General features: G+C 73.7%; 22 protein-coding genes and 1 riboswitch. Of the genes, 13 read left to right on the top strand and 9 right to left on the bottom strand.

The features are described from left to right. Window positions 1–61: 61 nt before the first annotated feature. The 3 genes from AC1Q5D_RS06115 to AC1Q5D_RS06105 all read left to right on the top strand — a co-directional run bounded on the left by AC1Q5D_RS06115 (window position 62) and on the right by AC1Q5D_RS06105 (window position 3136). Window positions 62–1240 (top strand): LolA family protein, encoded by a 1179-nt coding sequence (locus tag AC1Q5D_RS06115; protein ID WP_481737682.1) that lies wholly within the window; start codon window positions 62–64, stop codon window positions 1238–1240. Beyond that, the gene (locus AC1Q5D_RS06110) at window positions 1237–2226 is read left to right on the top strand and encodes an ABC transporter ATP-binding protein (RefSeq protein ID WP_481737681.1); all 990 of its coding nucleotides are present in this window, start codon (window positions 1237–1239) and stop codon (window positions 2224–2226) included. The genes AC1Q5D_RS06115 and AC1Q5D_RS06110 overlap by 4 nt, the downstream gene beginning before the upstream one ends. 109 nt (window positions 2227–2335) lie before the next feature. Next, the gene (locus AC1Q5D_RS06105; protein WP_481737724.1) at window positions 2336–3136 is read left to right on the top strand and encodes an ABC transporter permease; all 801 of its coding nucleotides are present in this window, start codon (window positions 2336–2338) and stop codon (window positions 3134–3136) included. Window positions 3137–3547: 411 nt separating this feature from the next. Here the strand turns inward: AC1Q5D_RS06105 and AC1Q5D_RS06100 are convergent, their stop codons facing one another. Next, window positions 3548–4153, bottom strand: coding sequence for a TetR/AcrR family transcriptional regulator C-terminal domain-containing protein (locus AC1Q5D_RS06100; RefSeq protein ID WP_481737680.1), 606 nt, complete (start codon window positions 4151–4153; stop codon window positions 3548–3550). Between the two features lie 149 nt (window positions 4154–4302). Between AC1Q5D_RS06100 and AC1Q5D_RS06095 the strand changes: the two genes are divergently transcribed. From AC1Q5D_RS06095 to AC1Q5D_RS06080, 4 genes are read left to right on the top strand one after another with little or no spacing between them, the layout of a single operon-like run. Continuing rightward, on the top strand, window positions 4303–5328 hold the full coding sequence (locus tag AC1Q5D_RS06095) for a nitrilase-related carbon-nitrogen hydrolase (protein WP_481737679.1): 1026 nt from the start codon (window positions 4303–4305) through the stop codon (window positions 5326–5328). A gap of 14 nt (window positions 5329–5342) precedes the next feature. Next, window positions 5343–6362: an agmatine deiminase family protein gene (locus AC1Q5D_RS06090; protein WP_481737678.1), complete on the top strand. Its 1020-nt coding sequence runs from the start codon at window positions 5343–5345 to the stop codon at window positions 6360–6362. A 42-nt stretch (window positions 6363–6404) separates the two neighbouring features. After that, window positions 6405–7667, top strand: coding sequence for an MFS transporter (locus AC1Q5D_RS06085; RefSeq protein WP_481737677.1), 1263 nt, complete (start codon window positions 6405–6407; stop codon window positions 7665–7667). Then, entirely contained in the window at window positions 7664–9289 is a 1626-nt protein-coding gene (locus tag AC1Q5D_RS06080) for an amidohydrolase (protein ID WP_481737676.1), read from the top strand. Before AC1Q5D_RS06085 ends, AC1Q5D_RS06080 begins: the two co-directional genes overlap by 4 nt. A gap of 87 nt (window positions 9290–9376) precedes the next feature. On the opposite strand, the gene AC1Q5D_RS06075 is transcribed toward AC1Q5D_RS06080, so the two are convergent. Both AC1Q5D_RS06075 and AC1Q5D_RS06070 read right to left on the bottom strand, forming a co-directional pair. Continuing rightward, window positions 9377–9952: a hypothetical protein gene (locus tag AC1Q5D_RS06075; RefSeq protein WP_481737675.1), complete on the bottom strand. Its 576-nt coding sequence runs from the start codon at window positions 9950–9952 to the stop codon at window positions 9377–9379. A 148-nt stretch (window positions 9953–10100) separates the two neighbouring features. Further along, the gene (locus AC1Q5D_RS06070) at window positions 10101–10874 is read right to left on the bottom strand and encodes an alpha/beta fold hydrolase (RefSeq protein WP_481737674.1); all 774 of its coding nucleotides are present in this window, start codon (window positions 10872–10874) and stop codon (window positions 10101–10103) included. Window positions 10875–11019: 145 nt separating this feature from the next. On the opposite strand from AC1Q5D_RS06070, the gene AC1Q5D_RS06065 reads away from it, so the two are divergent. Continuing rightward, window positions 11020–11289 (top strand): hypothetical protein, encoded by a 270-nt coding sequence (locus AC1Q5D_RS06065; RefSeq protein ID WP_481737673.1) that lies wholly within the window; start codon window positions 11020–11022, stop codon window positions 11287–11289. Window positions 11290–11368: 79 nt separating this feature from the next. Here AC1Q5D_RS06065 and AC1Q5D_RS06060 read toward each other — a convergent pair whose 3' ends face one another. The 5 genes from AC1Q5D_RS06060 to AC1Q5D_RS06040 all read right to left on the bottom strand — a co-directional run bounded on the left by AC1Q5D_RS06060 (window position 11369) and on the right by AC1Q5D_RS06040 (window position 18106). Then, window positions 11369–12685, bottom strand: a complete 1317-nt coding sequence (locus tag AC1Q5D_RS06060; protein WP_481737671.1) for an LLM class flavin-dependent oxidoreductase — start codon at window positions 12683–12685, stop codon at window positions 11369–11371. Between the two features lie 4 nt (window positions 12686–12689). Then, window positions 12690–13454, bottom strand: a complete 765-nt coding sequence (locus AC1Q5D_RS06055) for a 3-oxoacyl-ACP reductase (protein WP_481737670.1) — start codon at window positions 13452–13454, stop codon at window positions 12690–12692. 50 nt (window positions 13455–13504) lie between these two features. Then, window positions 13505–13596, bottom strand: a riboswitch (TPP riboswitch). Between the two features lie 65 nt (window positions 13597–13661). Continuing rightward, window positions 13662–14786, bottom strand: a complete 1125-nt coding sequence (locus tag AC1Q5D_RS06050; protein WP_481737669.1) for a PLP-dependent cysteine synthase family protein — start codon at window positions 14784–14786, stop codon at window positions 13662–13664. A gap of 126 nt (window positions 14787–14912) precedes the next feature. Beyond that, complete coding sequence (locus AC1Q5D_RS06045; protein WP_481737668.1) at window positions 14913–16247, bottom strand: MFS transporter; 1335 nt, start codon at window positions 16245–16247, stop codon at window positions 14913–14915. After that, a complete protein-coding gene (locus AC1Q5D_RS06040; RefSeq protein WP_481737667.1) occupies window positions 16247–18106 on the bottom strand; it encodes an FAD-dependent oxidoreductase in 1860 nt (619 codons plus the stop codon). The genes AC1Q5D_RS06045 and AC1Q5D_RS06040 overlap by 1 nt, the downstream gene beginning before the upstream one ends. Window positions 18107–18238: 132 nt before the next feature. Here AC1Q5D_RS06040 and AC1Q5D_RS06035 point away from each other — a divergent pair, with 132 nt between their 5' ends. From AC1Q5D_RS06035 to AC1Q5D_RS06020, 4 genes are all read left to right on the top strand, one after another. After that, window positions 18239–18910 (top strand): GntR family transcriptional regulator, encoded by a 672-nt coding sequence (locus AC1Q5D_RS06035; RefSeq protein ID WP_481737666.1) that lies wholly within the window; start codon window positions 18239–18241, stop codon window positions 18908–18910. Window positions 18911–19158: 248 nt separating this feature from the next. Continuing rightward, entirely contained in the window at window positions 19159–20595 is a 1437-nt protein-coding gene (locus AC1Q5D_RS06030) for an APC family permease (RefSeq protein ID WP_481737665.1), read from the top strand. 100 nt (window positions 20596–20695) lie between these two features. Continuing rightward, a complete protein-coding gene (locus AC1Q5D_RS06025) occupies window positions 20696–21319 on the top strand; it encodes a cysteine hydrolase family protein (protein WP_481737664.1) in 624 nt (207 codons plus the stop codon). After that, the gene (locus tag AC1Q5D_RS06020; protein WP_481737663.1) at window positions 21316–21624 is read left to right on the top strand and encodes a putative quinol monooxygenase; all 309 of its coding nucleotides are present in this window, start codon (window positions 21316–21318) and stop codon (window positions 21622–21624) included. The genes AC1Q5D_RS06025 and AC1Q5D_RS06020 overlap by 4 nt, the downstream gene beginning before the upstream one ends. Before the next feature lie 21 nt (window positions 21625–21645). On the opposite strand, the gene AC1Q5D_RS06015 is transcribed toward AC1Q5D_RS06020, so the two are convergent. Then, the gene (locus AC1Q5D_RS06015; RefSeq protein WP_481737662.1) at window positions 21646–22551 is read right to left on the bottom strand and encodes a LysR substrate-binding domain-containing protein; all 906 of its coding nucleotides are present in this window, start codon (window positions 22549–22551) and stop codon (window positions 21646–21648) included. Between the two features lie 71 nt (window positions 22552–22622). On the opposite strand from AC1Q5D_RS06015, the gene AC1Q5D_RS06010 reads away from it, so the two are divergent. Beyond that, window positions 22623–23672, top strand: a complete 1050-nt coding sequence (locus AC1Q5D_RS06010; protein ID WP_481737661.1) for a YeiH family protein — start codon at window positions 22623–22625, stop codon at window positions 23670–23672. Window positions 23673–23684 lie beyond the last annotated feature (12 nt).

Below are 23684 nucleotides of genomic sequence, written 5' to 3'. Positions count from 1 at the left end.
CGCGATCCGCGGGCGCGCGGCGTACCGTGGGAGTACACGCGAGACCACCGGGGTGCGAGACATGAATTCGGAACAGCGCAGGAAGTGGGTGCCGGCCGTCGCCGTGCCCGCCGTCGTCGGGGCCCTTGCCCTGGGAGGCGGGATCGCCGCGAACGCGGACAGCGACCTGCCCGACAAGACCGCCCAGGAGGTCCTGGCGCTGGCCGCCGGGCACGAGACGCACTCCTTCTCCGGCACGTTCGAGGCCAGCTTCGCGCTGGGCCTGCCGCAGCTGCCCGGCGCCGACGGCGACTCCGGCTCCAGCCCGTTCCGCCACGGCGACTCCTCCGGCGCGGGGGAGGACGACGGCGCGGACCGCGGGCAGGCCAAGCTCGCGGAGGCGTTCGACCTGCTCTCCGGGACCCACGAGGCCCGCGTGTTCGTGGACGGCAAGGACAAGGCCCGCCTCCAGGTCTTCGAGGGCACCGACGAGCGCAACGTCGTCCGCAACGGCGACGACGTGTGGCTCTACGACTCCGCGGAGAACACCGCCACGCACGCCACCCTGCCCGAGCACGGGGACGGCCACGGGCTGGCCCCGCGCAACCGCGGCGGCGGCGTCCTGCCCGGCGAGACCCAGACCCCCGACGAGCTCGCGGCGAAGTTCCTCGACCAGGCCGGCCCCACCACGGAGGTCACGGTCGAGCAGGACACCCGGGTCGCCGGCCGCGACGCCTACACGCTCCGCATCGACCCGAAGACGGAGGACACGCTCGTCGAGGACGTCACGCTCGCCATCGACGCCGCCACCGGCACGGCCCTCCAGGTGCAGGTCAACGCCGTCGGCCAGGAGGACCCGGCCATCAGCGTCGGCTTCACCTCCTTCACCCCCGAGGCCCCGGACGCGTCGATCTTCGAGTTCACCCCGCCCGAGGGCGCCACCGTCGAGGAGCACGAGGCCCAGGACCACGAGGCGAAGCGCGAACACCTCCAGGACGCCAAGGACCACGCCCGGGACGGGGACCGTGGGGACGCCGACGTCGCCCGCGGCACCGGCTGGGACGCCGTCGTCGTCATCCCCGCCGACGAGGTCCCGGAGGACCTGGCCGCCTCCCCGCTGGTGGAGCAGTACGCGACCGACACCGACGCCGGGAAGGTGCTCAGCACGCCGCTCGCGACCGTGCTGATCGCCGACGACGGCCGGGTCCTCGCCGGCGCCGTGCCGCTCGAGCGGCTGCTGGACGTGGCCGGCACCGAGTGAGCGCCGCCCCCGACGCCGCGGATCCCCAGCTGGCGATCCGCACCCGCGGCCTGACCAAGCGCTACGGGTCCAAGCGGGCCGTCAACGCCCTCGACCTGTCCGTCCCGCGCGGCTCCGTGTTCGGGTTCCTCGGCCCCAACGGCTCCGGGAAGACGACCACCATCCGCATGCTGCTGGGACTCGCGTCCGCGACCGGCGGGGACATCTCCGTGCTCGGCCGGCCGATGCCCGCGGCCGCGCTGGACGTGCTGCCCCGCGTCGGCGCGCTCGTGGAGGGGCCGGCGTTCTACCCCTACCTGTCCGGCCGGGCCAACCTGCTGCGCCTCGACGCCGCCGACCGCAGCTCCGACCCCGCCACGCGCAAGCGGCGCATCGACCGCGCGCTGGAGCGCGTCGGGCTCGGGCAGGCCGCGAAGGTGCCCGTCCACGCGTACTCGCTGGGCATGAAGCAGCGGCTCGGCCTGGCCAACGCGCTGACCTCCGAGCGGGAGCTGCTCGTCCTCGACGAGCCGACCAACGGGCTCGACCCGCAGGGCACGCGCGAGGTCCGCAACCTCATCGGCTCGCTCGCCGGGACCGGCGCCACCGTCTTCGTCTCCAGTCACCTGCTGTCCGAGATCGAGCAGGTGTGCACCCACGCCGCCGTCATGAGCAACGGCAACCTCGTCGCCCAGGGGACGCTCGCCTCGCTGCGCGACGGCGGGGCCGGCCGCGTCGTCGTCCGCACGCGCGAGCCCGGCCGCGCGGCCGCCGTGCTGCGCCGGCTGGGGCTCGAGGTGGCCGACGGCGGCGCCCCCGCGCCCGGGGACGGGTACGACGACGCGGCCGTTCGCGCCGCGCACGGCCCGGCGGATCCGGCGCCCGAGCGGATCGTCGCCGAGCTGGTGGCCGACGGCGTGGGCGTGCGTGGGTTCGCGGTGGAGCATTCGACACTGGAGGAGCGGTTCGTGCAGCTGACGGGGGAGGGGTTCGACGTTGAGCGCTGAGCCGGACGCGGCCGAAGACGCGCGGGGCCCGGGCGGCTCCGGGGCCGAGCACCGGGCGGCGGCGCCCGAGCGTGTCGTGCGGCCGGGCGCGCTCCGCACAGGGACGGCGCTGCTGTTCTCCGAGCTGGGGCTGCTGTACCGCCGGCGGCGGACGTGGGCGCTGTTCGCGGCGCTGGCCGCCGTGCCGGTGCTCATGGGCGTGGCCGTCCGCGTCTCGTCGGGGCCGCCCCGCGGGCGCGGGCCCGCGTTCCTGGACCAGGTGGCCGGCAACGGGCTGTTCCTGGCCGTGGCCGCGCTGTTCGTGTGCACGCCGCTGTTCCTGCCGCTGACCGTCTCCGTGGTCTCCGGGGACTCGGTGGCGGGGGAGGCCTCCCAGGGGACGCTGCGCTACCTGCTCACCGCGCCGGTCCGGCGGGCCGGGCTCCTGGCCGTGAAGTACGCGGCCGCCGTCGTGTTCTGCCTGTCCGCGGCGGTGGTCGTGGCCGGGGCCGGGGTGCTGACCGGGTTGGCGTTGTTCGACACCGGGCCGGTGGTCTTGCCGTCGGGGAGCACGATCGACACGGCCGAGACACTGGCGCGCATCGGGCTGATCGCCCTGTACTCGGCGGTGTCGCTGGCCGGGTTTGCGGCGATCGGGCTGTTCGTCTCGACGCTCACGGACGTGCCGGTCGGGGCGATGGCCACCGCCGTGGTGCTGGCCATCGTGTCCCAGATCGTGGGGTCCCTGCCGCAGCTGGAGTGGCTGCACCCGTGGCTGTTCACGCACCACTGGCTGGGGTTCGCAGACCTGCTGCGGGAGCCGATCCTGTGGGACTCGTTCCGCGAGAACGCGCTGCTGCAGGCCGGGTACGTGGCCGTCTTCGGGTCCCTGGCGTACGGGCGCTTCGCGTCGAAGGACATCCTGAGCTGACGCCCGTCGACTCGGAAGGTCCGGGACGACTACCCAGGACCGACCCCGGATCGTCGGCGGCCCTCGGAGTGGCGGAATGGGGCCGCGTGGGACCTGACGGTGTCCCGGGACCGCGCGTTGACGGGTGGGTCAACGCCGGTCCGCAGACCCGCCGCGTGCGAGGAGACCCGTCGCGTGCGAGATGACCCAGCATGCCGGGTCGTCTCGCACGCGTCGGGTCGCTTCGTGCGTAGGGGGTGGTGTCGCCCGCGTCGGGTCGTTTCGTGCGGGCCGGGTCGTTTCGTGCGCAGGGGGTGGTCTCGCCCGCCCCCGTCATCGGCCGGCGGCCATGCGTGGCAACGGCTTTGATCCGCTCGCGGGCCGGGTGGCGACACGCGTGCAGCGAGCCGGTGGGGGCCGCGGCCCGCCGCGTCAGTCCCGCAGCCGCTCCAGCCCCGCCAGGATGATCTCCAGCCCGGCCAGGAACGCCTTCCTCGCCCGGTCGGGCGCCCCCATCCCGGCCTCGAGGGCCTCGCGGAACGCCTCGCCGGCCCCGGCGTCGGCCTCCCACACCACGGCCGGCGCCGCGGCGTCGAGGGCCGAGCCGAGCACGAACGAATCGATGATCGTGATCGCCTCCAGCCGCTCCTCCGGGCCGAACCCGGCGCCGGCCAGCGCGTCGGCCAGCGCGTCGTAGACCCGCAGCGTCGTCGGGTCCCGCACGGTGTGCGTGGTCAGCAGCGGGATCAGCCGCGGGTGCCGCGCGTACGAGTCCAGGTAGACGACCGCGATCCGCCGCAGCACGTCCCGCCAGTCCGCGCCGCCGCCGTCGGGCACCTCCACGGCGCCCATCGCCGTTCCGCGCATCAGCTCGACGATCTCGGCCTTGCCGCCCACGTGGTTGTAGAGCGAGGACTGGCGGACCTTCAGCGCGTCGGCGACCTGCGGGATGGTGAACTCGCCGTGCTTGTCGACCAGGCGCAGGGCCGCCCGCGCGATCGACTCCGGGGAGAGCTTCGGGCTGCTCGGGCGGGCCATGCATGCTCCTGACGTGGGCGGATCCAACTTCAACGAATCCTATTCGTTTTTCCTCTTGCGCGCCGCCTGTGACACCCCTCATACTCATAAACGAATCAAATTCGTTTATCGGTGGCTCCGCCGCCGGAACCCACGAGGAGCAGCACGCCATGCAGGAGATCGTCCTCCAGACCCCGCCGTCCCCGCCCTGCCGCACGGAGGCGCCGGGGCGCGGCACCGCCGTCGTCGGCCTGGTCCAGCACCGCTGGCAGGAGGACGGCGCCGCGCTCCGCGCGGAACTCGCCGAGGGCATTGCCCGCGCCGCAGGCCACGGCGCGGCCGCCGTGTTCCTGCCCGAGCTGACGCTCTCGCGCTACCCGGCGGACACGCTGCCGGAGGGCGTCCCTTCCGACGCCGCCGAGGACCTGCTCGAGGGACCGACCTTCGCGTTCGCCGCCGAGCAGGCCGCCCGCCGCGGCGTCCACGTCCACGCGTCCCTCTACCAGCGCTCCGACGCCGGAGACGGGCTCGGCCTGAACACCGCGATCCTCGTCGCCCCCGACGGGACGCTGGCCGGCGCCACCCACAAGCTGCACATCCCGCGCACCGCCGGCTACCACGAGGACCGGTACTTCCGGCCCGGCCCCGCCGGGGACCCCTACCCGGTCCACGAGGGCCCCGCCGGGCTGCGGCTGGGCCTGCCCACCTGCTGGGACGAGTGGTTCGCCGAGCCCGCCCGCATCTACTCGCTGGCCGGCGCGGACGCCCTCGCCTACCCGACCGCCATCGGCTCCGAGCCGGACCACCCGGCGTTCGACACCGAGCCGCTGTGGCGCCAGACCATCGTCGGCAACGGAATCGCCAACGGCCTGCACATGATCGTCCCGAACCGCTGGGGCGACGAGGGCAAGGTCTCCTTCTACGGGTCCTCCTTCATCTCCGACCCGTTCGGCCGCATCCTGGTCCGCGCCCCAAGGCAGGGCTCGGCCGTCCTCGTCGCCCCGCTCGACCTCGACGCCCGCCGCGACTGGCTCACCCTCTTCCCGTTCCTGCGCACCCGCCGCCCGGACACGTACGGCGCGCTCACCGCGCCGGTCGCGGGCACGCCGCTGGGGGAGCGGGAGGACGACGGCGGCGCCCGCACGCGCCCGGAGCCCGCGCAGGCGCCGGCCGCCGCGGCCGTGGCGGGGGCGTAGCCGTGGGGTACCGCATGCCGGCCGAGACCGGCCCCCAGGAGCGGGTCTGGATGGCCTTCCCCTCCGGCGGCTACACGCTGGGGGACACCGAGGAGCAGGCCGAGGCCGCCCGCGCGGCCTGGGCCGAGACCGCCCGCGCCGTCGCCCGCTTCGCCCCGGTGACCATGGTCGTGGACCCGGCCGCGAAGGACGACGCGCAGCGCCACCTCGGCGACGCCGTCGACTACGCGGTCCGGCCCCTGAACGACGCGTGGATGCGGGACATGGGCCCGACGTTCGTGCGGGGCGCCGACGGGGCGCTCGCCGCCGTCGACTGGGGGTTCAACGGCTGGGGCGCCCAGGACTGGGCCGAGTGGGACCGCGACCGGCACATCGCCGGGGAGGTCGCCGGGCTGGCCGGCGTCCCGAGCGTCCGGGCCCGGATCGTCAACGAGGGCGGCGGCATCCACACGGACGGAGAGGGCACGGTCCTGGCCACCGAGACCGTCCAGCTCGACCCCGGCCGCAACCCCGGGGCCACGAAGGCCGACATCGAGGCGGAATTCGCCCGGCTCCTCGGCGCGCTCAAGACCGTCTGGCTGCCCTGCGGGCTGACCAGGGACAACGGCCGGTTCGGCACGCGCGGGCACGTGGACATCGTCGCGGCCATCCCCAGCCCCGGCACCGTCCTGCTGCACGACCAGCGCGACCCCGCCCACCCGGACCACGGGGTCTCGCGCCGGATCCGCGCGGTGTTCGAGGGCTCGACCGACGCCGCCGGCCGGCCCTGGCGGATCCTGTCCGTCCCGGCGCCGGCCACCCTGCGCGACGGCGAGGGGTGGGTCGACTACTCCTACCTCAACCACCTGGTCGTCAACGGCGGCGTCGTCGCCTGCACCTTCGACGACCCCCACGACGCCGAGGCCCTGGCCGTCCTCGCCCAGGCCTACCCGGGCCGCGAGGTCGTCGGCGTCGACGCCCGGGAGATCTTCGCCCGCGGCGGAGGCATCCACTGCATCACCCAGCAACAGCCGACCGCGCACCCGACCGCGTAGCCGCCCGCCCGACCCACCTCCCTTCCTGCTGAGGAGCCCACCATGGCAACCACCGCCACCCACCCGACGGCCCTGACGCCGCGCGTCGTGACCGCCTTCCTGGGCACGTGGGTGCTCGCCCTGCTGGCGGCCAACCTCGTTCCCGTCATGATCGGCGCGCTCGTCGCCGACCTGGGGTTCGACATCTCGGCCGCCGCCGGCCTCGCGACCGCCATGTCCCTCGGGACGGCCGGGGCGATCTTCGCCACGAACGCCGTCGTCGCCCGCCTGTCCCGCCCCGTCCTGGCCCGGATCGGCCTGGCGACCCTCGCCGCGGGCTTCGGGCTCGGGGCGGTCGCCATGACCCCGGCCGCGGTCTCCGCCGGCGTCGTCCTCGGCGGCATCGGGGCGGGCATCACGGTCGCCGCGGCGACGGCGGCGTCGGCGATGACCGCCGACCCGGACAAGACGGCCAGCGCCGTCATGATCGTCAACCGCCTCTTCGCCGCGCTGCTGCTGGCCGTGATCCCGTTCCTGGGCCAGAACCTGCGGCTGATCCTGGCCATCCCGGCGGTGCTGGGCCTGGCCGGGCTACTCACCGCGGGCGGGCTGCCGTCGGTGGGGCGCGTCCCCCGCGCCGCCGCCCCGGCCGTCCCCGCCGCGGACGGGGCCGCCGTCGTCCCCGCCCCGCAGCGGCCGGCGACGCCCGCGCCCCGCGCCCGCGTCGGCCTGCTGGCCGTCGTCCTCGCCACCGTCTTCGGCCTGTGGTCGATGACGGAGGACATGGTCTACGCCATGACGGAACTGCTGGCGACCACCCACGTGGGCCTGGCCGTAGAACAGTCCTCGATGCTCATCTCGCTGAACATCGTCGGCGGGCTCGCCGGCGCCCTGGTCGCGCCCCTCGCCCTGCGCACGGTCGGGCGGTCGTGGTCGATCTTCGCAATCGTCGTCGTCAGCTCGGTGAGCAAGTTCCTGATCGTCACGACCACCATCCCGGCCGTCTACGCCGTGGCGATCGTCGCCTGGGGCGTCATGTACGGCGCGGTGCTGTCCCTGGTGTTCGCCCTGGCCGCCCGCATGGACGTCACGGGCCGCGTGGCCGCGCTCGTCTCCGGCGTCTACATCACGGGCATCGCGCTCGGACCGCTGGTCGGCGGGGTGCTCATCGAGTCCGTCGGGCTCCTGCAGTTCGGCCTACTGGCCGGCGTACCGAGCCTCGCGTTCGGCGCCGCGCTCCTCGTGGTCTCGCGGCGGAGCGGCGTGTCCGAGCACGGCGGCGCCACGCCGGCCGCGTCCGAGCCGGCGCTCGAGGCCGCCCCGTGAGCCGCGACCTCGTCCTGCTCGCGGACACGGTCCACACCCTCGACCCGGCCACGGAGCGCGGCCCCGAGCCCGTGCAGGCGGTCCTGGTCCGCGGCGGGAGGATCGCCGAGCTCGGGGACCGGCGCCGGGCGAGGTCCTGGGCGGGCGCGGGCGCCGACGTCGTCGACCTCGGGGCGGCTACCCTGGCGCCGGGTCTTATCGACGGGCACCTGCACCCCGTGATGGGCCTGACGTTCAGCGAGGGACACGACCTCTCCGGCGTCGAGTCGCTGGAGCACCTGCGCGCGGCGCTCCGCCGGGCGGCGGCGGACGACGGCGGCGGCCCGGACGGGTGGGTCAGCTGCTGGGGCCTGGACCCCAACGTGTTCGCCGGGGCGGCCGTGGACAACGCGGTGCTCGACGAGGCGGTCCCGGACCGGCCCGTGTTCATCCGCTTCTCCGACGCCCACTCCGGGGTGGCCAGCACCACCGCCCTCCGCAAGGCCGGGGTGGCGGGTCCGGTGGAGTTCGACCAGGCGGCCGAGGTGGTGTGCGACGGGGCCGGGCAGCCCACGGGGCACCTGCTGGAGGACGCCGCCGTGAACCTGGTCTTCGACCACGTGCCGCGGGCCGCGCCGGCCGACCGCCGCCGGCGTCTCGCCCGCCTGTTCCGGGACATGGCCGCCACGGGGCTGGTGGGGGCGCACGTCATGGACTTCGAGGAGGACAGCGGCGAGCTGCTCGCGGCGCTGGACGACGACGGCGCCCTGTCACTGCGGCTGCGCTGCGCCCCGTTCTGCTTCCCGGGCGTGGGCGTGGAGGCGCTCGACGAGCTCGTGGCCCTCCAACGGCGGGGCGGGCGCGACTGGAGGGTCGACGGCGTGAAGTTCATGATCGACGGGACGATCGACGGCGGCACCGCCTGGCTCCAGGCACCCGACACCCACGGGGAGTCGGTGGCGCCGTTCTGGCCGGACCCGGAGGAGTACGCGTGGGCCGTGGAGCACCTCGCCGACGCCGGGGTCCCGACCGTCACCCACGCCATCGGGGACGCCGGCGTCGAGTTCGCGCTACAGACCCTGTCCGGCGTGCGCCGGACGGCGGCCCCGCACCGGATCGAGCACATCGAGACGATCCCGGACGACCTGGTGCCGCTCTTCGCCCGCCACCGCGTCACCGCGAGCATGCAGCCCACCCACTGCACGCACTACACGGCGGCGGACCAGAGCGACAACTGGTCCGAGCGGCTGGGTCCCGAGCGCGCGAACCGGGCCTTCCGGACCCGGGACCTCCGCGACGCGGGGGCCGTCCTGGCGTTGGGCTCCGACTGGCCGGTCGCCCCCTACGACCCGCGGGCCGTCCTGGCCGACGCCCAGCTGCGCCGTCCCGCCGGCCGGGCCGACTCCGAGCCGATCCTGCCGAAGCAGTCGCTCACGGCGCGGATGGCGCTCGAGGGCTACACGACCATGGCCGCCGCCGCGGCGGGGGACCCGGCGGCGGGACGCATCGCCGTCGGACAGCGGGCGGACTTCACCGCGTTCGCCGTCGACCCGCTGGCCGCGCCGCCGGACGAGCTAGCGGACGCCCCGATCGCGCTCACGGTCCTGGGCGGGCGGATCACGCACCGGGCTCAGGAGGTCTAGCGGGCGCGGCGCCGGGCCGGAGGCTCCGGCGGCAAGCCGCGGGTCCGGCACCGTCTGGGTCGATGCCGGGCCCGCGGGGTCTAGGACCTATTCGGCGACGTTGATGAAGCCCACGATGATGGCGGTCCACCACGCGGCCTGCGAGATCGTCGCGCACAGGACCATGTGGACGCGCTGTCCGATCGGCAGGGACATGAACGTCGTGCGCGAGGGCATGCGGACGAGCCGCCGCATCAGGGGGATCAGCAGGATCCCATTGACGGTCAACACCAGGACGGCGATGAGCTTGGCGACCGTCAGCGTCGAGGCGAGGTCGGGCTCGAGGAACACGCCGGTCGCGAGCATGACGACGACGCCGCCCCAGATCAGCGGACTGGCGGCGGCGTCGAGCCGGATGGTCTCGAACAGCTCGCGCCGTCCGAACAGCCACAGCATGCCGTGCCAGTCGACCATGACTACCGCGCCGAAGGACCCGACGAGGGCCAGGACATGGATCACCAGCGCGATCAGGTGGGTGCTGTCGTCCGTTTGGACGAAGGAGGACAGGTAGACCGTCAGGGCCCAGAGGGCGATGGCCACGACGGCGAGCACGCCCACGAACTGCCGTGTCTGGCGTTCCGTGTGGCGGCGGAGGGAGAACTCTGCGGCCGTGGAGCGGGCCATGGCGCACCTTCTTCAATTGTGGCCGCTTCCCCAAGGCGGCATGCGGGTGTGGTACCGCTGGAACGCACGACACCCGTCCGTGGTTCACGCGAAACGCCCCCCAAAATTGGGGGGGCGGCCGGGGCGCCCCCCGAAGGCGGACGGTCGCTCAGCCGGCGCGCAGGAAGTCCAGGGCGACGTCGGTGGCCTCCGGGCACTCCTCGAAGTAGGCATGCCGCGCGCCCTCGAACCGGTGGATCCGCGCAGCGGGAATCCGGTCGGCGAGGAGGCCGGCGTTGGCCGGCGGGATCATGGCGTCGTCCGTGCCCTGGAGGACCAGGGTCGGGGCGCGCAGCGCGCCGAGCAGGTCGGAGGTGTCGTGTTGCCGGCTGGCCTTTCGGTGCCCGACGCGGGCCCTCGGGGCGGCGGGGGCGGCGACGACGGCGGGGTTGGGTTCGTGGTCCGCGAGCCAGGCGGGCGTGTACATCAACTCGAGCAGGGCGCGCCGGCCCGCCTGGCCGGGCTTCCCGAACGCGACGGCCGTGGCCCGGTCCATGGTGACCGCGGCGGCGCCGCCGGGGGAGGTGCAGCCGAGGACCAGGCGGTCCACGCGGTCCGGGTGGTCGAGCGCGACCCACTGGGCGACCTTGCCGCCCATCGAGATCCCGTAGACGTGGAACCGGTCGATGCCGGCCGCGTCCAGGGCGGCGACGGCGTCGGCGGCGAAGCGGCGGGTCGAGTACCCGGCGTGGTCGGCCGGCGCGCTGCCGCCGGTGCCGAGGTAGTCCGGCCGGACGACGGTGTGGTGCCGGGCAAGATCGGGCAGCACGCGGTCCCACCAGTGCCGGTCCGTCCCCTGGCCCGGCAGGAGCAGGAGCGCCGGTCCGGAACCGTCGACGGCGAACGCGATCCGCGAGCCGTCCGCGGCGGTCGTGGCGGGCATGTGGTCCTCCTTCGGGATCGCAGCCAGACTAGCGCCCGCGGTCCGCGCGGCGGTTCCACTGGCGGCGCGGGCATGATGGGATGTTCCCGAGACCGGTCCACGATTCAGCGGCACCGGCCGTCCGGCACCAAGGAAGGCGACGCCCATGACGTACAACGACCCGACCCCCGGCAATTCCGCCCGGAGGGCGGCCGAGGCGGCCCGCGTGCGGGCCAACGCGGCCAGGGCCAGGGCGAACTCCGCCCGGGACCGCGCCATGGGCTACGCAAGGAGCCCCGAGGCCAAGGCGACGGCCAAGCGCGCCGTCGACGCCGCCGGCCGGCTCGTGAAGCTGGCCAACAGCCCGGCCGCCCGCGACCTGTACCGGCAGGCCGGGGACATCATCAAGGACGTCCGCAAGCCGAAGGCCCGCTAGCAAGGGGAGGCGCGCCCCGCCGTCATCGCCCGGACAACGACTGCGGGGCGCGCCAGTCTGCAAAGCCCCTCGGGAAACGCTACACGCCGGCGCGCGCGGCGTGCGGAACCGGCAGCCCGAGGGAGTCCCGCAGCGTCGCACCCGGGTACTCCGTCCTGAACAGTCCGCGCCGTTGCAGCTCGGGGACGACGAGGTCCACGAAGTCCTCGAGCGAGGCCGGATACGCCGGGCACATCAGGTTGAAGCCGTCGCACGCGCCGGACTCGAACCACGCCTGGATCTCGTCGGCGACGGACTCGGGCGTCCCGACCATGGTCGCGTGCCCGCCACCGGCGGCGAGGTAGCCGAGCAGCTCGCGCAGCGTCGGCCGCCGGGTGGCGATGATCCGCTGGACGGTGGCGTACCGGCCCTGCGGCCCGGCGAACTCCCCGATCGGCGGCAGGTCCTCCACTGGCGCGTCGAGGTCGTGCCCCGTGTAGTCCTGCCCGGTGAACACGCCCAGCTGCGCGAGGGCCTGCTCAGTGACCAGGTAGGCATCCAGCGCGGCCTTCTTCGCGAGGGCCTCCTCGTGGGTCGCCCCGACATACGTGACGAGCCCGGGCAGGACGGCGACGCCGTCGGCCTCCCGCCCGGCGGCGTCGACGCGCCGCCGCAGGTCGGTCGCGTACTCCAGGGCCGCCTCGCGGTCCCACGCCACCGAGTACACGGCCTCGGCGTGGCGGGCCGCCAGGTCCCGGCCCGCCTCCGACGCCCCGGCCTGGAACAGGACGGGCCGGCCCTGCGGGCAGCGCGGGACCGTCAGCGGCCCCTCGACGCGGAAGTGCTCCCCGGCGTGGCCGACCGGGTGGATCCGCTCCGCGTCCAGGTACCGGGCGCCGGAGCGGTCGACGGCGAGGCCGCCCTCCTCCCAGGAGTCCCAGAGCGCGGTGAGCGCCCCGATGAACTCCGCGGCCCGCGCGTACCGCTCGGCGTGGGCGGGCAGGGCCTCCATCCCGTGGTTGCGGGCCTCGGCGTCGAACATCGAGGTGACGATGTTCGCCCCGGCCCGGCCGCCGCTGATGTGGTCCAGGGACGCGAGCATCCGGGCGGCGTGGAACGGCGTGTAGAAGCTGGCCGAGACCGTGGTGACCAGCCCGATCCGCTCCGTGGCGCGGGCCATCGCGGACAGGGCCGTGATCGGCTCGAGGAACCACGTGGTCCCGGCCGAGTACTGGGGATTCACGGCGTGCCCGTCGGCGAAGAACACGGCGTCGAGGCAGCCGCGTTCGGCGGTGCGGGCCAGCTCCTCGAAGTAGGCGATGTCGCCGAGGCGGTCCGCGGAGGAGGCGGGGTGGCGCCACGCGGCCGAGTGGTGGCCGGCCCCGTACAGGAAGGCGTTGAGGTGCAGCGTGCGCATGGGGCTAGTCCATGACGAGGCCGCCGTCGACCACCAGGTTCTGCCCGGTGACCGCGCGCGACCAGTCCGACGCGAAGAACAGGACGGCGGACGCGAACTCGGCCGGCGTCGTCACCCTCCGCAGGGGGGTGGAGCCGGCGATCAGGTCGAACACCTCGTCGGGCGTCGCCGCGGAGGCGTCCGTGGTGCGCAGCAGGCCCCCGGAGACCATGTTGACGCGGATGTTCTCCGGGCCGAGGTCCGCGGCGAACGTGCGGGTCAGGGACAGCAGGGCGGCCTTCGCCGCGGTGTAGTCGTGGTAGGGGACCACCGGGTTCTGGAAGAGGTTGGTGCCGATGTTCACGACGCTGCCGCCGGCGGCCGCGCGCAGGCCGGGCAGCGCGGCCTGGATCGTGTTCACCGCCCCGCCGAGGATGCCCTCCAGCTGCGCGGCGAACTCGGGGTAGCCGATCCCGTCCGCCTTGGGGCGGGCGTCCCCGTTGAACGTGAAGTCCGGCAGGGCGTTGTTCACGACCGTCGTGACGGGGGAGTTGAAGTGCTCCTCCGCGGCGCGGAAGAGGGCGTCGACCTGTTCGCGGTCGGTGACGTCGGCCTCGAGCGCGACGGCGCGGTCCGCGCCGAGGCCCGCCGCCAGCGCCCGTGCGGCCTCCCCGCTGCGCCGGTAGTTGACGACGACGCGGGCGCCCTCGTGGGCGAACGCCTGGGCGATCTCCCGCCCGAGCCCGCGGCCGGCCCCGGTGACCAGAACGGTCTGCTTCTGCAGTGACATCTTCGTGCCTTCCCTTCGTAGGGAAGGGTGCGTGGCGGGGCGGACGCGAGTCCGCGCCGGCTCGGCATCCCTTCGCTCGCATGATCGAGATCAGGTTCGACGGGTCTTGTCTCAGCCGTTGCCGGCACCCCGTGTCGAGTCCTGCCGGTTACCGTAGCAGACGTGGCGCGCGTCCCAGCGGCAGGGTCCGGGTGGACGACGGCGGCGTCAGTCCAGCAGGCCGGTCTCCAGGAACGCGTCCAGCCGCCGGCCGAACGGAGCGACGTCGATGCCCTCGCCGGCCAGCCACTCCGCCGAGTAGTACTTGTCGACGTAGCGCTCGCCGGGGTCGCAGATCAGGGCGACGACGCTGCCCCGCCGGCCCGCGGCGACCATCTCGGAGACGATCCGCAGCGCGGCCCAGAGGCCGGTGCCGGTGGAGGCGCCGGTGCGGCGGCCCAGGAGCCGCTCGAGGAACAGGACCGACGCGACCGAGGCCGCGTCCGGCACGCGCATCATCCGGTCGATGCCGGTGCCGATGAAGCTGGCCTCGACGCGCTGTCGGCCGATGCCCTCGATCCGCGAGCCCGCGGGCGTGGTCGCCGTGGGGTCGCCGTCGCGCCAGCCATGGAAAAACGCGGAGTTCTCGGGGTCGGCAACGCAGATCCCCGTGGCGCGGCCGGTGTAGCGGACGTAGCGGGAGAGCGTCGCCGAGGTGCCGCCGGTTCCCGCGGTGGCCACGATCCACTCCGGCTCGGGGTGCTCCTCGAGGGCCAGCTGCTCGAAGATCGACTCGGCGATGTTGTTGTTCCCGCGCCAGTCCGTGGCCCGCTCCGCGTACGTGAACTGGTCCATGTAGTGCCCGCCCGTTTCCCGCGCCAGGCCGATCGCGGCGTCGTAGACCTCGTCGGCGTTGTCGACGAAGTGGCAGGTCCCGCCGTGGAAGTGGATCAGGTCGACCTTCTGGGCGCTGGTCGAGCGCGCCATGACGGCGACGAACGGCACCCCGATCAGCCGCGAGAAGTAGGCCTCGGACACCGCGGTGGAGCCGCTGGAGGCCTCGATGACGGGCCGGCCGGGGCGGATCCACCCGTTGCACAGCGCATGCAGGAACAGGGACCGGGCGAGCCGGTGCTTCAGGGAGCCCGTGGGGTGCGTCGACTCGTCCTTGAGGTACAGGCCGACGCCCCAGGCCTCCGGCAGCGGCACGCGCAGCAGGTGCGTGTCCGCCGACCGGTTCGCCTCGGCCCGCACCTTCTGGACCGCCTCGGCGAGCCACCGCCGGTACTCCGGGTCGTACCGGTCGAGGTCCTCCTCGGGGGCGACGGCGGGGCCGGGGTGCGCGGCGGTCATGCGGTTCCTTTCGGAGTGGGACTCGTGGGTCCCACGAGTCTTGCATGACGGCAGACGCCGGGACACCAGCTAGAACGGACGGCGGGGACCAGGAATCCGGGTTCCCCGCCGTCCGCTGGTCCGCCGTCAGACCAGTGCGGTGTCCCTGACCTCCTGCCGCTCGAGGTTGTGTGCTGCCTCGCGGCGTCCCCAGCCGCCGGGCAGCATCGCCACAGATACGACGGAGACCAGTCCGACCAGCAGAAGGTAGACGACCACGGCGTCGGAGGTGCCGAACGCCGCGAACAGCGCCGTCGCGATGGTGGGGGCGAAGGCGGGCCCGGCGATCTGCGAGATCGTGTACCCGACGGAGGCGCCGGTGTAGCGGACCTCGCGGCTGAAGACCATCGAGAACAGCGACCCGGTGACGCCGGCCGCCGGCGGCATGGCCAGACCGAACAGCAGCACTACCGCAGCGATGAAGCCGGCCACGGTTCCCGTGTTGATGAGCGCGAACGCGGGCCAGATGCTCAGGAGCATCGCGACGGCGCCCGTGAAGTACATCGTCTTTCGTCCCCAGATGTCGGAGAGTGCGCCGAACACCGGGTAGAGGACCGTGGCGATCACGGCGGCGATGAATACACCCAACAGGGTCCCCATTCGGTCGATGCCTACGATATTGGACCCGTAGTTCACCAGGTAGCTCATGGTGATGTAGGCCAGAACGCCCTGCGAGAGGTACGTGCCCGCGATGAGGAAGATCTCCCGAGGGTGGCGCCGGAAGGCCTCGACGAGGGGCACCTTGACGATCTCCTGCTGTTCGCGCGCCGCCGCGAAGGCCGGGGACTCTGCGACGCTCAGGCGGATGAGCAGTCCGACCGCGACCAGGACGGCACTGGCCAGGAACGGCAGGCGCCAGCCCCACGCCAGGAACGCGTCGTCGGGCAGGCCGGCGGCGGTCAAGAAAGCCACGGTGGCCAGGGCGGTGCCGGCAGGGGCGCCGGTCTGGGGGAAGGCGCCGTAGAACCCCTTCTTGCCCCGGGGTGCGTGTTCGACGGCCATGAGTGTCGCACCGCCCCACTCGCCGCCGACCATGACGCCCTGGAACAGGCGCAGCACGGTCAGCAGGATCGGAGCCGCGACGCCGATCTGCGCGTAGCCCGGCAGCAGGCCCATGAGCAGGGTGGCCAAGCCCATGCCGACCAGCGAGATGACCAGCATCTTCTTCCGGCCGACTCGGTCGCCGAAGTGGCCGAAGACGATGCCGCCAACGGGGCGGGCAAGGAAGCCGACGCCGAAGGTCGCGAAGGACAGCAGCGTGCCCATCAGCGGGGTGGCCTCGGGGAAAAACAGCCGCGGGAAAACGAGGGCCGCGGCGGTGCCGTAGATGAAGAAGTCGTAGTACTCGACCGTGGTCCCGATGAAGCTGGCCATGGCCACCTTCAAGGGCGACGTGGGCCGCGGGGCTTGCTTGGTGGACATCAGGCCTCCTGGAGTGCGGGAACGTGAACGGACAGGACAGCGGCCACGGCGCCGCGCAGCAGTGCTAGGGCCTCCTCCGGGTCGCGGACGGCATGGGGCTGGCGCCAGGCGACGACGCCGTCGGGCCGCACGAGCAGGGCGCCGGCCTCGGCGGTCTCCCGCACGCGCGCCCAGTACAGGTACGGGTCGGTGATGCCGTCCTGGCCGATGACGACGGTGCGCAGGTACGGCGCCCCGAGCCGGGCGGCGGCCTCCTTCCACGCGGTGCCGGAGAGTCCGGTCAACAGCGTGAAGTGTCCATGGCCCGTGACGTCGATGGTCGAAACCCGGCGACCATCGGGTCCGACCAGCCATGCGTGCGGGATCTTGGCGCCTGGGCGTGTTGTCGGCTGCGCGTACAGGCCCGGGTCGCGTTCGAAGACCTCATCGCCCGCCTCGGGGTCGGGGATGACGGCGGAGCTCGCGTACCGCTGGTTGGTTTCGACGCCGAGCGCGTTGAACTCGTCGTTCTTGAGCTCCAGGGCCCCGAGGAGCCGTTCCCGCAGCGCCTCACCCTCCGCGGTGGGGGCGTTGAGGCGGGCCAGGCCGTGGGCGACATCCTGGGTGCCATCCGGGCCGCGCGTATCGAAGCATTCCCGCAGCGGCGCGTAGTCGAGGCGCGACTGGTTGGCGCGGGCGACGATCTGTGCGCCGACCGGTGTCCGCTCGTCCGAGTACGTCTCTAGCAGGCCCGGCCCGGCCCACCCCTTGACCGCGTAGGCGAGCTTCCATGCGAGGTTGAAGGCGTCCTGCATGCAAGTGTTGGACCCAAGGCCGCTGCTCGGCGGGTGCCGGTGCGTCGCATCCCCGCCGCAGAAGACGCGGCCCTTCGACATCGAGGTCGCATGTTGCTGGTTCACGTACCAGGTGCTGGATCCCTGAAGCTCGACCTCGAGGTCCGGATCGCCGACGAGCGTACGGATCTGGGCGAGGACGCGTTCATCGGACAGGTCGGGCTCGCCAGCGGTCAGGTCGAAGCCCCAGCCGGCGATCCACTCGTCCCAGGGGCGGACGGCGCGCAGCAGGCCCATGCCGATCTCTCCGAAGTTGGCTGCCGGATTGAGGATCCAGTGCAGGATCGACGGGCGGTGCGCGACGTAGCGGGACAGATCGGCCCGGAACCTGACGTAGGCGGTTCCGGCGCGGGCCGTGTGCCCGACGAGTTCCAGCCCGATGTCCTCGGCGATGCGGCTCTTGGCCCCGTCGGCACCCACCAGGTAGCGGGCGCGCACGGAGTACTTCTGGTCGGACGTGCGGTTCAGCAGGTGCACCGTGACGCCGTCGTCGTCCTGCTCATGCCCCAGGTACCGCGTGGAGAAGGCGACTTTGGCGCCGCGCTCTGCCGCGTTCTTCACGAGCAGTGGCTCCATGTACGTCTGGGGGACGTCGAGCATGGTGCACGGGCTGTTCCGGGTGTAATCCCCGGCGCGGAGGTCGCCGGTGCCCCACGTCTGAAGCCGGGCGATCTCGGGGCCGGCGAGTGAGGTGGTGAAGAGCGTGTCGCCCATCTGGTCCCACGGCACGGCGTACTTCTTGGCTTCCTCCTCGAGGCCGAGGTCCCGCAGTACCTCCACGGCCCGCTGGTTGGTGATGTGGGCGCGGGGCGTGTTCGCCAGCCACGACCACTGCGACACCATCATGGTCCGCACTCCGTAGGTCGCGAGAGCCAAAGCCGTGGTCGCGCCGGTCGGTCCGGTGCCGACGACGACAACATCGGTGTCGAAGCCGGTAGGCCCGGCCGCGGCGTCGGCCGCGTCGGCGGCCCCTGTCGTGTCTGTGAAGTTCCGGGACATGGAACCCTCCTCCAGTGTTGCCTGCATCACTCTCAGGCTAGTCGACTAGCATGCCAGTAGAAGAGTGTGTGCCGAACAGCGGCACGCTTTAGTGGGAGCGTCCCCGGTCCCGGATGGCGTGTCCGGTGGCAGGATGGGCATCGGAGGAGAGGAGAGTGCGTGGCGCTGGGAAGCGAAGCAGTGGGTGGACGCCTCGCGGGCCGGGTCTATGTGGCTCTCAAGACGCGGCTCATCGAGGGCGGGTTTCCCGCCGGGCAGCGGATCTCGATGGAGGAATTGCGCGCGGAGTTCGGGGTGTCGAAACAGCCGGTGATGGAGGCGTTCCGGCAGTTGTCGTCGGACGGCATCGTGGAGATCCTTCCCCAGGTGGGCTGCCGGCCCATGGCCTACGGGCCCACCGAGGTCGCGGATTTCTTCCATGTGTTCGCGGCCTCGGAGGGTGCGGTTGCTGCGGCGGCGGCCGAACGCCGAACGCCCCTTCAGGTCGACGGGCTCCGCTCACTGTTGTCCTTGACGGAGGGCCTCTCGGGTGTCGCTGACCCCTCGTTGCGCGCCAGACGCTACCGGGAGGCGAACCGGGACTTTCACGACCAGATCCAGCAGATGGCCGGCTCCCGGGTCATTGAGTCGCTGTCTCGGCGCATGTGGGATCTCAGTGACTACCTCGTCAACACCCTTGGCGCCGGTGGCAACTTCAGCGAGCACACCGAACACCGCCATGCCGACCACGTGCGGATCGTCGAAGCGCTGGAGGCCGGGGACGCGAACGCGGCCCGGCGGGAGATGTCTGGACACATCCTCCATACGGTGCGCCTGCTGGGGCTCGACTAGCCGCGATCACGGACCCTGCGGCCTCGGGGCGGGTGCCGGGGCCGGCGCAACTGCGTGACGGCCGGTGTCGCGGCATGACGCCATGCTACGTCCGCGGGCGCGCGCGCCATGGCCCGGGCCCGGCGGCCGGGGCGCCTGCCCGTCACAGGCCGTCGCCGGGCGTCTCACGGCGCCGCACGCTCGGCGACGCGGCCGCGGCGTCCCTAGCGTGGCGTGACGATCCACCCCCTCCCGCCGAAAGAACCACGATGACCGCTCCCGTCTCCGCCGCCGCCCCACAGCACGCGGCCCCCGCCCCCACCCGCCTGCGTGGCCGCCTCGGCACCGCCTCGATCGTGTTCATCGTCGTCGCCGCGGCCTCGCCGCTGGGCGTCATCGGCGGGCCGGTCCCGCTGGGGATCGCCGGCGGGAACGGCACGGGCTTCCCGTTCGCCTACGTCGTCGCCACGGTGGTCCTGCTGCTCTTCGCCGTGGGATTCACGCAGATGACCGCCCACGTGCGGACCGCCGGCGCCTTCTACTCGTACGTGGCCCGCGGCCTCGGGCAGGCCGCCGGGCTCGGGGCGGCCTTCGTCGCGCTGCTCGCCTACCTGGCGCTCACGGCCGGCGTCTTCGGCCTGCTCGGCCCCGGGATGGCGGCGCTGGTGGCGGCCTACGGCGGACCCGAGTGGCCGTGGTGGGCCTGGTCCGCGGCCGGGTTCGCGGCGGTGGCCGTGCTGGGCTACCGGAACATCGAGCTCTCCGGACGGGTCCTGGCGGTGCTGCTGCTCGCCGAGGTCGCCGTCGTCGTCGCGCTCGACGCCGTCGTCCTGGCCGCCGGGGGAGGGCCGGAGGGGTTCGCGACCGGCGCCGTCACGCCGGCGGAGATCGTCTCCGGCTCGCCCGGCATGGGGATCCTGTTCGCCATCCTGAGCTTCGTCGGGTTCGAGGCGACCGCCGTGTTCCGGGACGAGGCCAAGGACCCGGAGCGGACCATCCCGCGCGCCACCTACATCTCCCTGATCGGCATCGGGCTGTTCTACACGGTGTCCTCGTGGCTGCTCATCGGCGCCGTGGGGGAGTCGCGCGTCGTCGCCGAGGCGGCCGCCCGCCCCGGGACGCTGCTCCAGGACACGACCGTCCAGTACCTGGGCGCGGTGGGCGGGCACATCGTCCAGCTGCTCTTCGTGACCAGCCTGTTCGCCTGCATCCTCTCGTTCCACAACATCGCCGCCCGGTACCTCTTCCAGCTCGGGGCGCGCGGCGTGCTGCCGGCGCGGCTGGGACGCGTGCACCCGCGGCTGGCCGCGCCGTCCACGGCGTCGCTCGTCGTGTCGCTGGCCGCCGGCGGGCTCATCGCTGCCGCCGCCCTGGCCGGCCTGGACCCGATCGCGCAGTTCTACACCTGGCTCGGCGGCATCTCCTCCGTGGGCGTCGTGGTCCTGCTGGTCGCCACCAGCGTCGCCATCCTCGCGTTCTTCGCGCGGACCGGCCGGGCCGGCCGGACCTGGTCCCGCGGGATCGCCCCCGCCGCGGGCCTGCTGGGCCTGCTCGGGTTCCTCGCCATCATCCTCGCCAACCTGCCGGCCCTGGTCGCGGAGGAGTCCTTCGGGCCGTTCTCCACCGGGATCCTGGTGCTGCTGGCGGGGGCCTTCGCCGCGGGCCCGCTGGTGGCGCGCCGCCGGCCCGGGCTGTCCCTGGACTGACCCGCACGACGAGCGCCCCGCCGTCGTCCTCCACACCCCTGCCGCGCCGCGGCGCCGGTGGCTAGGCTGGCACCACCGCCGGCACCGTGAAAGGACCGCCATGGAGAAGATCGACGCCACCGAGACCGCGCTCGTCGTGGTGCACCTGCAAAACGACATCGTCGCCCCCGGCACCGCGTTCGGGACCCTGTTTCGCGCCGAGGTCGAGCGCGTCGGCACGATCGGGCAGGTGAACCGGCTCGCCGCCGCCCTGCGCGCGGCCGGGGGCCGGGTCGTGTGGGTGCGCATCGCCCTGGAACCCGACTACTCGGACTCGAACCCGGGGATCCCGCTGCTGGCCATGGCGCAGGAGGCGGGCGCGCTCGCCGAGGGGACGCCGGGGGCGGAGCTCACCGAGGAGGCGGACGTCCGCCCCGAGGACCACGTCGTGCGGCACTCGCGCCCCAACCCGTTCGTCGACACGAACCTGGCCCGCGAGTTCGGCGGGCTGGACAACGTCATCGTGGCCGGCGTCGCGACGAACGCGTCGGTCGAGTCCACCTTCCGGTACCTGGCGGACTACGACTTCCGCACCATCCTGGCCACGGACGCGTGCTCGGCCGCGACGCCGGAGGCGCACGCGGCGACCGTCTCCAGCCTCGCGCTGTTCGGGGAGATGGCCACGGTCGAGGAGATCATGGGGGCCTTGACGGGGCACCCGCGCCCGGCGAGGGTCGGAGCATGACCTACGCGAACGTCGGCCTCCTGGAGGCCTTGCCCGGACACCGCGACGAGCTCGTCGAGCTCCTCACCCGCCACTCGCCCGAGCTCGCCGAGGCGGGCTGCCTCCTCTACGAGGTCGGGGTGAACGAGGACGACCCGAACGCCGTCTTCGTCTCCGAGTTGTGGACGTCGGCCAAGGCGCACGCGGACTCGCTGCAGCTCGAAAGCGTCCAGGCGGCCATCGCCGCGGCCCGCCCGATCCTCTCGGGCCGGATGGAGGGCCTGCGCTTCTCCGTGAAGGGCTCGCCCCTGCGCGGCGAGAACTAGCCGGGGGCGGCCGCCGTCGTCCTACCCGTGGCGCCCCAGCGCCACGTCCAGCAGCGTGCCCGCGGCGCCCACGGGCCGCCGCGCGCCGTACCAGAGGCAGCGCAGCTGCCGGCGCAGCTCCAGCCGCGCGACCGGCACCTCGACCAGGCGCCCGCCCTTCAGCTCCGCGCCGACCGCCAGCGTGCTCAGCACCGCCGGGCCCAGGCCCGCGGCGACGGCCGCGCAGATCGCGGAGTTCGAGTTCAGCTCGGCCACCGGCCCGGTGCGCTCGCCGATGGCCTCGTCCAGCGCGGCCCGCGTCCCCGAGCCCGGCTCGCGCTCCACCAGCGGGGTCGCCGCCAGCTCCGCGTGTGGCACCGGGGTTTCCCGCGCCGCCCAGGGGTGCCCGGCGGGGACGACGACGGCGAGCCGGTCCGTGGCCACGACGGCGCTGCGCAGGTCCCCGGGCACGCGCGGCCCCTCGACGAACCCGATCGCCAGCGAACCGTCCCGCACCGCCGCGGCGACGTCGCGCGAGTTCGCGATCCGCAGCGTCGCCCGCACCCCGGGCTCCACGGCGCGCAGGGTGCTCAGCCAGCCCGGAACCAGGTGCTCGGCCACCGTCATGCTCGCGCCGACCCGCAGCTCCGCCGCCGACCCGGCGGACAGGGCCGCGGCCCCGGCTCCGAGGCGGTCCACCGCGTCGAGCACGTCGCGCGCCCACTCGACGGTCAGCGTCCCTGCCGTGGTCAGGGAGGAGCCCCTCGTCGAGCGGTTCAGCAGCGCGTAGCCGAGCCGGCGCTCGAGCGTGGCGACGGCGCGGCTCGCGTTCGACTGCGCCATGCCGACGGCGCGCGCCCCGCGGCTCAGGTTGCCCTCGTCCGCCACGGCGACGAGCAGGCGCAGCGCGGGAAGCTGCATCCAATCCACGGGCTGGGCATCGGTCATATCAGCATCATATGACCGCATGGCCGGGCTGCGGGTACAGGGCCCGGCACCCGGATGGAAACGTGGGGGACATGGAACCCCGCGCCCAGACCACGACACCGCCCGCCGCCCCCGCCGGGGCACGCAGCCGCACCGGCCTCGCGGCCCTGCTGCCCGGGCTGGCCGTCTGTGCCGCGGCCACCGCCGTCGTCCTCGTCCTCGCCGGCGTGCTGCCCGGCGTCAGCGCCCTGCTGCTGGCCATCCTGCTGGGCGCCGCCTGGCGGAACCTGCTGCCCGTGCCCGCCGCGTGGCAGCCGGGCGTGAAGGTCGCGTCGAAGCGCGTGCTGCGCCTCGGGATCGTCCTGCTCGGCCTGCAGCTCTCCCTCGGCCAGATCCTCGGCCTCGGGGCCGGCGTCCTGCTCGTGGTCGTCGCCGCCGTCGGGCTGACGTTCTGGTTCACGCTCTGGCTGGGCAAGCGGATGGGCATCGGCCCCAACCAGCGGCTGCTCGTCGCGTCCGGCTTCTCCATCTGCGGGGCCGCCGCCGTCGCCGCGACCGAAAGCGCGACGGACGCCGAGGAGCACGAAACCGCCACCGCGATCGGCCTCGTCGTCCTGTTCGGCACCCTGATGATCCCGACCGTGCCGTTCCTCGGGGCGCTGCTGGGCCTGGCCCCCGAGGCGACGGGACTGTGGATCGGGGCCTCCACGCACGAGGTCGCGCAGGTCGTCGCCGCCGGCGGCGCCGTCGGCGCCACGGCCCTGGCCGTCGCCGTCACGGTCAAGCTGGCCCGCGTCCTGATGCTCGCCCCGATCATCGCCGGCCTGTCGTGGAAGCGCCGGCGCGAGGGCGCGGCGCCCGAGGGCGGCAAGCTGCCGCCGATCGTGCCGCTGTTCGTGGCCGGGTTCCTCGCCGCCGTCGTCCTGCGCTCCACGGGCTGGGTCCCCGGGCCGGTCCTGGAGGTCGGGGCGTGGCTGCAGACGGCGCTGCTGGCCGGCGCCATGTTCGCGCTCGGGCTCGGCGTCCACGTCAAGTCCATCCTGAAGGTCGGCGGCCGCTCCGTCATCCTCGCCGCGGCGTCCACCGGGGTCATCCTGGCCATCGGCCTGGGCGGGGCCCTGCTCTTCGCGCCCGGCGCGTAGGCGCGGGGAGCG

The sequence above is a fragment of the Arthrobacter paludis genome, assembly GCF_056782315.1.
Note: the sequence above shows the minus strand (reverse complement) of the source record. Positions and strands in the feature narration are given on the sequence as shown.

Coding starts and splice junctions, on each gene's coding strand:
- AC1Q5D_RS06100 (WP_481737680.1), bottom strand. CDS start 4,153: ATGGCCCGCCCGAGCAGCCCGAAGCTCTCCCCGGAGTCGATCGCGCGG.
- AC1Q5D_RS06040 (WP_481737667.1), bottom strand. CDS start 18,106: ATGCAGGCAACACTGGAGGAGGGTTCCATGTCCCGGAACTTCACAGAC.
- AC1Q5D_RS06015 (WP_481737662.1), bottom strand. CDS start 22,551: ATGACCGATGCCCAGCCCGTGGATTGGATGCAGCTTCCCGCGCTGCGC.
- AC1Q5D_RS06070 (WP_481737674.1), bottom strand. CDS start 10,874: ATGCCCGCCACGACCGCCGCGGACGGCTCGCGGATCGCGTTCGCCGTC.
- AC1Q5D_RS06025 (WP_481737664.1), top strand. CDS start 20,696: ATGGAGAAGATCGACGCCACCGAGACCGCGCTCGTCGTGGTGCACCTG.
- AC1Q5D_RS06075 (WP_481737675.1), bottom strand. CDS start 9,952: ATGGCCCGCTCCACGGCCGCAGAGTTCTCCCTCCGCCGCCACACGGAA.
- AC1Q5D_RS06090 (WP_481737678.1), top strand. CDS start 5,343: ATGCCGGCCGAGACCGGCCCCCAGGAGCGGGTCTGGATGGCCTTCCCC.
- AC1Q5D_RS06060 (WP_481737671.1), bottom strand. CDS start 12,685: ATGCGCACGCTGCACCTCAACGCCTTCCTGTACGGGGCCGGCCACCAC.
- AC1Q5D_RS06115 (WP_481737682.1), top strand. CDS start 62: ATGAATTCGGAACAGCGCAGGAAGTGGGTGCCGGCCGTCGCCGTGCCC.
- AC1Q5D_RS06085 (WP_481737677.1), top strand. CDS start 6,405: ATGGCAACCACCGCCACCCACCCGACGGCCCTGACGCCGCGCGTCGTG.
- AC1Q5D_RS06020 (WP_481737663.1), top strand. CDS start 21,316: ATGACCTACGCGAACGTCGGCCTCCTGGAGGCCTTGCCCGGACACCGC.
- AC1Q5D_RS06065 (WP_481737673.1), top strand. CDS start 11,020: ATGACGTACAACGACCCGACCCCCGGCAATTCCGCCCGGAGGGCGGCC.
- AC1Q5D_RS06050 (WP_481737669.1), bottom strand. CDS start 14,786: ATGACCGCCGCGCACCCCGGCCCCGCCGTCGCCCCCGAGGAGGACCTC.
- AC1Q5D_RS06045 (WP_481737668.1), bottom strand. CDS start 16,247: ATGTCCACCAAGCAAGCCCCGCGGCCCACGTCGCCCTTGAAGGTGGCC.
- AC1Q5D_RS06055 (WP_481737670.1), bottom strand. CDS start 13,454: ATGTCACTGCAGAAGCAGACCGTTCTGGTCACCGGGGCCGGCCGCGGG.
- AC1Q5D_RS06030 (WP_481737665.1), top strand. CDS start 19,159: ATGACCGCTCCCGTCTCCGCCGCCGCCCCACAGCACGCGGCCCCCGCC.
- AC1Q5D_RS06010 (WP_481737661.1), top strand. CDS start 22,623: ATGGAACCCCGCGCCCAGACCACGACACCGCCCGCCGCCCCCGCCGGG.
- AC1Q5D_RS06095 (WP_481737679.1), top strand. CDS start 4,303: ATGCAGGAGATCGTCCTCCAGACCCCGCCGTCCCCGCCCTGCCGCACG.